Genomic DNA, 8045 nt, shown 5'->3' on the forward strand with positions numbered 1-8045 from the left:
GTTAGCTTAGCGCATTTGGGTAGCTCAGGCTGACCGTGGTCCCCGAAACGGTGAGGGCACCGCCCGGCCAGGGCTCAGGCATATCCACCGTCCAGTCATCTCCTCCCGTGTCCTTAAGGACGATGAAACGCTGTGAGGAACTTTCGCTTACGTCAAGACTGGACACGGCAAAACCGAGGTGCACCCCCCCCTCGCCCGATGGCAGGGCGCCGTAGCAACCGGTTGTGCCGAAGGCGCGACCTAAGTAGGCCGGGTTCTTCATCCCGTCTTTGAAGTAGGCCACGTAGGCGGAAGCCAAGGCCGGGCTGCCGCCCCCAACCACGTTGATTGAACGGGTGGCCGCAAAAGGCTGCCAGTCGTTCTCGTCAATCGTATAGTCGCCGTTGTTCTGCACATCCAGCCTGACCCGTTTCCACCCGATGGGTTGCTGGCAAGGGGCGTTATCGTTGCGTCTCACGGCGAGGACGATGTCTTGGAGCCCAGGGGGAAAGCCGGTACTGAAGCTGGCTTCTCCGGACTGAACGATTTGACCGGTGCCCCAAATCGCCCATCCCGAGAGGAGGAAGATTTGCGCAAAAAGGCTGTGCACAACCACAGCGTTGCTGTCTTCAATCGGGGTTCCGCCGATGTTGGGTGGTACCCGAACCGTGAGGTGAACCCTGGCGTATGGGGCGCTCGTGGGAGAGGAACACCTTATGACCACCTGGCGCATCTGGGAAGGGGTGGCCTTGACGTGATAAATCCGGCCTCCTTCCTCCTCCTGGCACCGGGCCACCACCTGGTACTCCCCGCTGGCCTGGAAAGTGGCTTGGCCATCCACAAAGGTAAGGGATTGCCAGGAGCTTGCACCCACCCGGTAGTAGGCACCCTGGAAAGCGTTCTGGGGATCCAATAAAGTCACCCTCACCTGAGCATTCTCCCCACCTGGACCTTGCCCCCCGCAGGCGGCGAGGAGGAGGGCGAGGCCGAAGCCCAAAAGCCAAAGCCTCTTCCGCATGGTTTCACCTCCCAAGCAGGGACCCCTTCGGGTCCCTACCCTCATCCTCCCCAGGGGGGCTTACAGATTCCTTAACCGCCCCCCCAGGCCACCCGGTTAAGCCTGGTGTAGGCTCCGGCGGCTACCCTGAGGGCAAGGGAGGAACCCATGGCCCAAGAGGTGCTGGCGTGGTTGGCGGCGAACTGGGGCGTCCTGGCCGTCCCCCTGGCCTACGCCCTCCTGGTCCACGCGGCGCGGGTGGTGGGCATCGCCCAGCCCAGCTGGCGCCTGGCCAAGGCCCAGCTGGAAGAACTATCGTGCCGCCTGGAGCTGGAGGAAGCGGGGGACGCGGCGAAAAGGGAACGCCTGAAGGAACTCCTTGGCAAGGCCAGGGAGATGCTCGGGGAGCGCCCCCCCAACCTCCTCTGCTCCGGCGTCTGGAACGGCAGCCGGGAGATGGGAACCTGGCGCATCCTCCACCGGGTGGAGCGGGAGCTGAGCCAGCTTCTGGAGGACGAGGAGGTGCGGGCCCGGCTGGAGCGGGGCCTGGAGGAGCTCTCCCTCTTCCCCGAGGAGGAGGCCAAGGGGTGGCGCGAGCGGATGGAGGCGGCCCTGGGGCGCCAGAGCGGGCTTGCGCCCCTGGAGGAGGCCATGGCCAAGCTCCAGGAGGTTCTTCAGAAGCTGAAGGAGGAGGCGGGGAATGTAGCCTACCGCCGGGCCCTCCTGGCGGAGTTCCTGGGGGCCCTTTACGACCGGCGGGACAGGGAGTACGCCCGCCTCCTCACCCTGCACAACAAGGCCACCCTCCTCCTGGCCCTGGCCCTTTTCCTGAGCGGGGTCCTGGTGCTGGCCTGGCCCGGGGCCCTTTGGCCCTGGTGGTGGCCCTCCGGGCCGGACCCCCTCTTCCTCTACCTGGGGGGGCTTGGGGGTGGGCTCCTCTCCCGCCTTCTGAAGGTGGTCCAGGCTGGGAGCCTGCCCACGGACTACGGGGCCTACTGGGTTCCCCTTTACCTGTCCCCGGCCCTGGGGGGCCTTCTGGCCCTCCTGGGGGTCCTGGTCTTCCGGCTGGCCCTGGAGGCTGGGGTGCTGGGCCCCGCCCTGAGGGGCCTGGTGGAGCCTCCCCTGGCCTACGGCCTGGCGGTCCTCCTGGGGTTTTCCGAGCGGCTCTTCCCCTCCCTGGTCCAGGGCCTGGAAACCCGCCTGGCGAAGGAGCGGGAGGGGAGCGGGGAGTCGGCCACGGGGGGGCGGGCCTAGGCCCACCCCCGCAGAAGGTGGCTTGCGGCTCAGACGCTCAAGGTCTAGTTGGAGGGAGGAGGGGAGACCAGGATGGTGCCACCCGACCCCACCGCCACAAACCGGTTGCCCCCATAGGCGACCCCACACAAGGCTGTCCCGGTCCCCGAGTCTGCTCGTTGCCAGTTCTGGCCGTCCTGGGAGGTGAGGATGGTGCCATAATCCCCCACCACCACGAACCGATCCCCACCGTGGGCGACGCCACATAAGCCGAGCGCGAGTGTGGGACCCACCTGTTGCCAGTTCTGGCCATCGGGGGAGCTGAAGATCTCACCATATCCCACTGCCACGAACTGGTTAGCCCCATAGGCGACGCCATAGAAGCTAGACGTGATTCCCGAATTCACCACCTGCCAGGTTTGGCCGTCATAGGAGGTGAGAACGGTGCCATTCCAGCCCACTGCCACGAACTGGTCGCCGCCATAGGTGACTCCCGTGAGAGGCTCCGTGGTCCCCGAGCTTACCGCCTGCCACGTATCCCCGTCCGTGGAAGTGAGAATGGTGCCGTCCGATGCCACCGCCACAAATCGACCGCCACCGTAGGTGACATCGTTGAGCCACGCCCCCGTCCCAGAGTTTACCAGTCGCCAGGTCTGGCCGTCCGAAGAAGTAAGGATGGAATCCCCATCTCCTACCGCCACAAACCGACCGCCACCGTAGGTGACATCGTTGAGCCACGCCCCCGTCCCAGAGTTTACCAGTCGCCAGGTCTGGCCGTCCGAAGAAGTAAGGATAACGCCATACTGCCCCACCGCCACGAACCTGTTAGCCCCATAGGCGACGCTATATAGCCACCTCCCAGTTCCTGGCATCACCGTCCGCCAGCCCTGACCGTCGCTGGAGACAAGGATGCCCCCCTTCCCCACCGCCACAAACTGGTTGCCAGCATAGGTGATGCCAAGAAGGGATTCGGTGGTCCCCGAGCCTACCGTCTGCCAACTCTGACCGTCGGAGGAGACGAGGATGGTGCCCCCTGCCCCTACTGCCACAAACCCATTAGCGCCGTAAACAACGCCATAGAGGCCATCCGTACTCCCCGAGTTTGCCACTTGCCAGCTCTGGCCATCGGGGGAGGTGAGAATGGTGCCGAATTCTCCTACCGCCACAAATTGGTTACCGCCGTAGGCGACGCCATAGAGATGCTGCGTGGTCCCCGAGCTTGCCCGTTGCCAGGTCTGGCCATTGGAGGAGGTAAAGATAGTGCCATATTCTCCTACCGCCACAAACTTACCGCTACCGTAAGTGACAGCAGTGAAGTTTGGCGAAGTCCCCAGGTCTATTCTCTCCCAGGTCTCGCCATCAGTAGAGGTAAGGATTAAGCCATTCAAGCCAACAGCCACGAACTGGCTACCGCCGTACACTACCCCATGCAGGGAATACAGGGAATACATGGTTCCGGAGCTTACCCCTTGCCACGTCTGGCCGTCGCTGGAGATGAGGATGGTGCCCTTAGCTCCCACCGCCACAAAGCGATTGGCGCCGTAAGCAACGCCATAGAGATGCTCCGTGGTCCCCGAGTTTGCCAACTGCCAGTTCTGGCCATCCTGGGAGGTGAGGATAAGGCCAGACTCCCCCACCACCACGAACCGGCCGCTGCCAGAGGCGACACCGTGGTGTGGTGCAAAAACCACCCTCCACACCTCGCCTGCCACGGGTGCAGGGGGCGTTTGGCCGTTTCCCCCACCGCCGCCGTTACCGCCACCGCCACCTGTACCCCCCTGCCCCCCGCAGGCAGCGAGGAGGAGGGCAAGCCCAAAACCCAAAAGCCAAAGCGCCTTCCGCATGGCATCACCTCCGAATGGGGGATCCTCCTCAGGTCCCCACCCTCATCCTCCCCAGGGAGGCTTACAGATTCCTTAACCGCCCCCAACGGGAAAGGCCCAGGTCTTGGCGCCCCGTCGCCCCCTCCTAGGGCGAGAAAGCACCCCGCCACCGCAAGGCAGCAGGCAAGCCTCGAGGCCCCTAACCAGGGCACGCTCCCTCCTGGAAACCCCGGTGATGACCGGGCATGCTCGCCCGTGCACACGCACACCAGGGGACAGGGTTGGGGAGGGAAAAGGGGGGCGTAATTGGCAGCATCTGGGGCGATCGCGGGTGCCCGCGGGCGCTCGCGTGCATCCCCTGCCCAAAGAACAACTCCAGGAGGATAAGGGTATCCTCCCGGGGGTGGAGGGGGTCACCGGGAACCGGAGGATCGATTCACCCGTGGGCAAAGTCCCGGTAGACGAAGACCCACCTGCGCCCTTCTCGGAGCTCCGCAAGCCCACCAGGGCGCAGATGGACTGCACCGCCTCCACAAATGCTTCTCCCTGGCGGAGAAGCTTTCCACCAGGGCCGGGCGCTCCTTGAGGCTTTGCGACCCCAACAACCGGTGGAGCTCCTCCTGGAGCTCAGTGAGGATGATGCTCCGGTGGAGGTGAGGGGGTGTCCTCGTGTTCCAAGACTTCCTCTGCCCGAGCCTCCCCCTAGCGTCAGCGCCTCTCCATCTTTTCAGGACCAGGTCGTGGGCTTTTGCTCCTCCTTGCCCTTGACGACAAGGGTGGGGTCTTACCTTGCGCAAGCCCTTTTGCAGTATATGCATCCTAGAGTCCTGGGCAAGCGCGGCTTTCCCCGGCGAGAGCCAAGCTCTAAAGAGGCTGACCCCTCATCACATCCTGGTGGAGGGCCCAAGGCGCTAATGTGCGCTTTGAGTGACCAGGACCAAGTACCGCTTGGGGGGCTACAGGCGTTCCTAGAGCTTTTGGCCCACGGTCTCAGGATGCTCCCTTCCCTTCTTCCCCCTCCTCCGGGCTACAAGGCGATCTGCCAGGCCAGCCCGGCCTGCGGCAACGGCGAACGTTTTGAACCAAAGGACAAGAGCACGTACAATTTGAGCATGGGTGTGGCCAAGGCGGTGCGGCCCCTAAGCCTGGAGGAGTACCTAGCCCTAGAGCGGGAAGCCCCCGTGAAGCACGAACTGGTGGAAGGCTTCCCCCACGCCATGGCCGGGGCCAGCGACCGGCACAACCGGGTGGTGGTGAACCTGGTCCTAATCCTAGGCCCCCTGGCAAGGAAGAAGGGCTGCCGCCTTTACGTGAGCGATATGCGGCTCAAGGTGGACGCGGCCACGGTGTACTACCCCGACCTCATGGTGGTCTGCGAGGAAGACACCGGGGAGTACTACAAGGAAAAGCCCTGCCTGGTGGTGGAGGTGCTCTCGGAGTCCACGGAAGCCACGGATCGCAGGGAAAAGCTTCGCAAGTACCTGAGCCTGCCCACCCTGCAGGCGTACCTCCTCGTGGACTCCCGTGTCCCCCGGATTGGGGGCTATTTGCGAGGGAAGGACAGCTGGATTTACCAGGAAGCGGAGGGCGAGCTTCCCCTTCCCTGCCTAGGGGGGCGCCTGGACCTCAAAGAGGTGTACTTCGGGCTAGAACCGTGAGCCCCTTTGCCCTCTCTCCTCGCACCTCCTTCCCCAAGGATCCCACCCGCCACCCAGCCGCGCCACAGGAGTTTCCCCACGCACCGCTTTGGTCAGGCACGGGCATCCAGGTAGAACACCCAGGTCACCCGCGGTCCGCCACCAGGAGCTCGGCCACGCCCCCGCCGGCCCGGGCCACGGGGCCGAGGGGCGGAAGCCTTCCTTCCCCCATCACCAACAGGCCGAGGAGGACCAAGGCCTGGAGGCGGTCCAGTAGCCCCGTTCCCTGAGGCGCCAAGGGAGCCACGCACCGGCCCCGGTCCGTGTCCTCTAGGTTCTTCCCCCCGCGCACCAGCCCGAGGTGGCATCCCAGGCGGTTTTTTAGCTCCCTCACGCTCACCCGTTTCATGTGGCCGGGAGTTTTCACCCCATCCCTCACCCCCCTTCCCCAACCCCTTCCCGGGGGGTGAGGTGGCCTTTAGCTCGGTCAGCATCGCATCCCCCGCCACCCCGTTCCCCGGCCCACCCAGGGCGGATACCCCCACGCCCGCTTGGCGTGCACCCCAAAGCGCAGGCCGCGCTGCCCCCTTCCCGGAGGGTGGTGCCCCATGATCCGAACCCCTCGCGAGGGGGCTGGTGCCGGTCACGGTATCCGTCGCCCAGGGCGTCTACAGGGGGTGTAAACCCCTGATCCTTTCCAGCCCCGCCTCCGCCGAGGAGTCGTCCACGAGCCCTTTTCGGCCGGCGAGAACTGGCGCGGGAGAGCGGGCGCGAGGAGTGGACGCCGGGGTTGCCGAATCTTCGCCGTTCCCGGGGGCGGCGAGGCCATCCCCCCACACCCATGGAGGGGTGAGGCCCCTTCCTCCCCCTCCGCGCCTCCTCCAGCTTCGCCCACAGGAAGGGAAGGGGTTTAGGCCTGACGGGGCTCCCGCCCAACCCGGACGGGGAGCGTTTAAGGTATCTGTAAGCCCCCCTGGGGAGGATGAGGGTAGGGACCCGAAGGGGTCCCTACTGGGAGGTGAGACCATGCGGGAGAGGCTTTGGCTTTTGGGCTTCGGCCTCGCCCTCCTCCTCGCCGCCTGCGGGGGGCAGGGGGGTGGTGGCAATGGCGGCGGTGGAGGAAGTAACGGCGGCACAGCGGGCACCGTGAACACCCCAGGCGGCCCGGTGCAGGTCTCCCTCCAGGGGGGCACCTTCACCCAGGGGCCTTCCCACGACCAGGTGAACGCCAGCGGCTACCAAACCCCCTACGGGGGCATCGCCTTCACCGCCCGCCTCCCCCAGGCCGGGGGGACCCTCACCGTGACCCTCACCTTCCCCCAGGACATCCCCCAGGGGGCGGTCCTCCTCAAGTGCCTGAACGGCGCGTGCAACCCCATCCCGGGGGCCCAGCTCCAGGGGCGCACCGCCACCTTCAGGGTGCAAGACGGGAGCCCCTTGGACGCCGACGGGCAGGCCAACGGGCAGGTGCGGGACCCCGTGGCCCTGGGGGTGGCGCAGGGCGGGAGTGGTCAGCCCTTCGCGCTTTACCCCACAACGCTCCAGGTGAGCCAGGGGGGCGTGGCTGAAATTCAGGTGACGCTACAACCCGGTAGCTTCTTGCGGGATCGCGTCATCCTGGTTCCGGTGGTGCCAGACCCGAACCGTCAGGATGGGGGCGATGTGGCCTTCGGATTCAGCCTTTACCCTGCTAGCTTTGTTCTTGGCACCAGTCCTATCCAAGGAAGGTTGACGTTGAGTGTGGGTCCCGATGTTCCCCCGGGTACCTATACCCTCAGGGTGTTCGCCTCTTCCGGTTTGACAGGAACCTACCAAGACATACAGGTCCAAGTCACCCAGGGAAGCCCCTCACGACCCTCCCTCACCTTGGAAGCCTCATACCCGTTTAAAGGCCCCTCGGAATTGGGGTTCCAAGGGGTTGCCTCAGACATTCTCATCGCTCACGGCAATGTGTACGCATTGAACCTGGATCAGGGGACCGCGCGGTACATAGCGCCTCTCCCCCCAGGGGTAAACCCCAATCAGCTCTCACCCGAAGGGGGTTTCTTCCTCGCCGGCAGCAGCGTTTACCGCTTGGAAAGAAACGCACCCCCTCAACTCCTCGGACAGGTAATCTGCGATAGCCAAGAAATCCAAGCCTGGGCGGAAGCACCAGACCGTAGCCAGGCGGCCTACGCCTGCGGAACTTACACTCAAGTCAAGGTGTATGCCTTTACCCCCGCGGGGGTGCGTTTGGCCAACACCGTGGTGGCAGCAGGAGAGAGCGGAGATACCTACGACTATCTAAAGGGAGATGCGAACGCAACGGGACCCGTCTTCTTTCGGGAAACTGACACCTCTTATTACACCCCATCCAACCCGGTCGTGTCAAGATTT

Annotated in this window: 6 protein-coding genes and 1 pseudogene; 4 read left to right on the forward strand and 3 right to left on the reverse strand. The window is 64.8% G+C overall.

Annotation, left to right across the window (positions count from 1 at the left end; translation table 11 throughout):
• Position 1: 1 nt before the first annotated feature.
• A complete protein-coding gene (locus QT17_RS12150; protein ID WP_039460356.1) occupies positions 2-997 on the reverse strand; it encodes a hypothetical protein in 996 nt (331 codons plus the stop codon).
• Positions 998-1144: 147 nt separating this feature from the next.
• On the opposite strand from QT17_RS12150, the gene QT17_RS12155 reads away from it, so the two are divergent.
• The gene (locus tag QT17_RS12155) at positions 1145-2230 is read left to right on the forward strand and encodes a hypothetical protein (protein ID WP_039460358.1); all 1086 of its coding nucleotides are present in this window, start codon (positions 1145-1147) and stop codon (positions 2228-2230) included.
• Between the two features lie 44 nt (positions 2231-2274).
• Here QT17_RS12155 and QT17_RS13720 read toward each other — a convergent pair whose 3' ends face one another.
• Positions 2275-4053, reverse strand: coding sequence for a hypothetical protein (locus QT17_RS13720; protein ID WP_039460359.1), 1779 nt, complete (start codon positions 4051-4053; stop codon positions 2275-2277).
• Positions 4054-4991: 938 nt separating this feature from the next.
• On the opposite strand from QT17_RS13720, the pseudogene QT17_RS13725 reads away from it, so the two are divergent.
• A pseudogene (locus tag QT17_RS13725) lies at positions 4992-5072 on the forward strand (IS5/IS1182 family transposase); the annotation flags it as partial.
• Positions 5073-5144: 72 nt separating this feature from the next.
• On the forward strand, positions 5145-5690 hold the full coding sequence (locus QT17_RS12165; RefSeq protein WP_039460364.1) for a Uma2 family endonuclease: 546 nt from the start codon (positions 5145-5147) through the stop codon (positions 5688-5690).
• 124 nt (positions 5691-5814) lie between these two features.
• Here QT17_RS12165 and QT17_RS12170 read toward each other — a convergent pair whose 3' ends face one another.
• A complete protein-coding gene (locus QT17_RS12170) occupies positions 5815-6078 on the reverse strand; it encodes a hypothetical protein (protein ID WP_039460361.1) in 264 nt (87 codons plus the stop codon).
• Positions 6079-6695: 617 nt separating this feature from the next.
• On the opposite strand from QT17_RS12170, the gene QT17_RS14100 reads away from it, so the two are divergent.
• The coding region (locus QT17_RS14100; RefSeq protein ID WP_039460362.1) for a choice-of-anchor U domain-containing protein at positions 6696-8045 on the forward strand (1350 nt) is incomplete at its 3' end.

This window comes from Thermus sp. 2.9, assembly GCF_000794385.1.
GTDB lineage: Bacteria > Deinococcota > Deinococci > Deinococcales > Thermaceae > Thermus > Thermus thalpophilus.

Excerpts from the sequence above, each read along its gene's own strand:
- QT17_RS13720 (WP_039460359.1), bottom strand. The coding sequence starts at position 4,053 with ATGCGGAAGGCGCTTTGGCTTTTGGGTTTTGGGCTTGCCCTCCTCCTC.
- QT17_RS12155 (WP_039460358.1), top strand. The coding sequence starts at position 1,145 with ATGGCCCAAGAGGTGCTGGCGTGGTTGGCGGCGAACTGGGGCGTCCTG.
- QT17_RS12170 (WP_039460361.1), bottom strand. The coding sequence starts at position 6,078 with ATGAAACGGGTGAGCGTGAGGGAGCTAAAAAACCGCCTGGGATGCCAC.
- QT17_RS12150 (WP_039460356.1), bottom strand. The coding sequence starts at position 997 with ATGCGGAAGAGGCTTTGGCTTTTGGGCTTCGGCCTCGCCCTCCTCCTC.
- QT17_RS12165 (WP_039460364.1), top strand. The coding sequence starts at position 5,145 with ATGGGTGTGGCCAAGGCGGTGCGGCCCCTAAGCCTGGAGGAGTACCTA.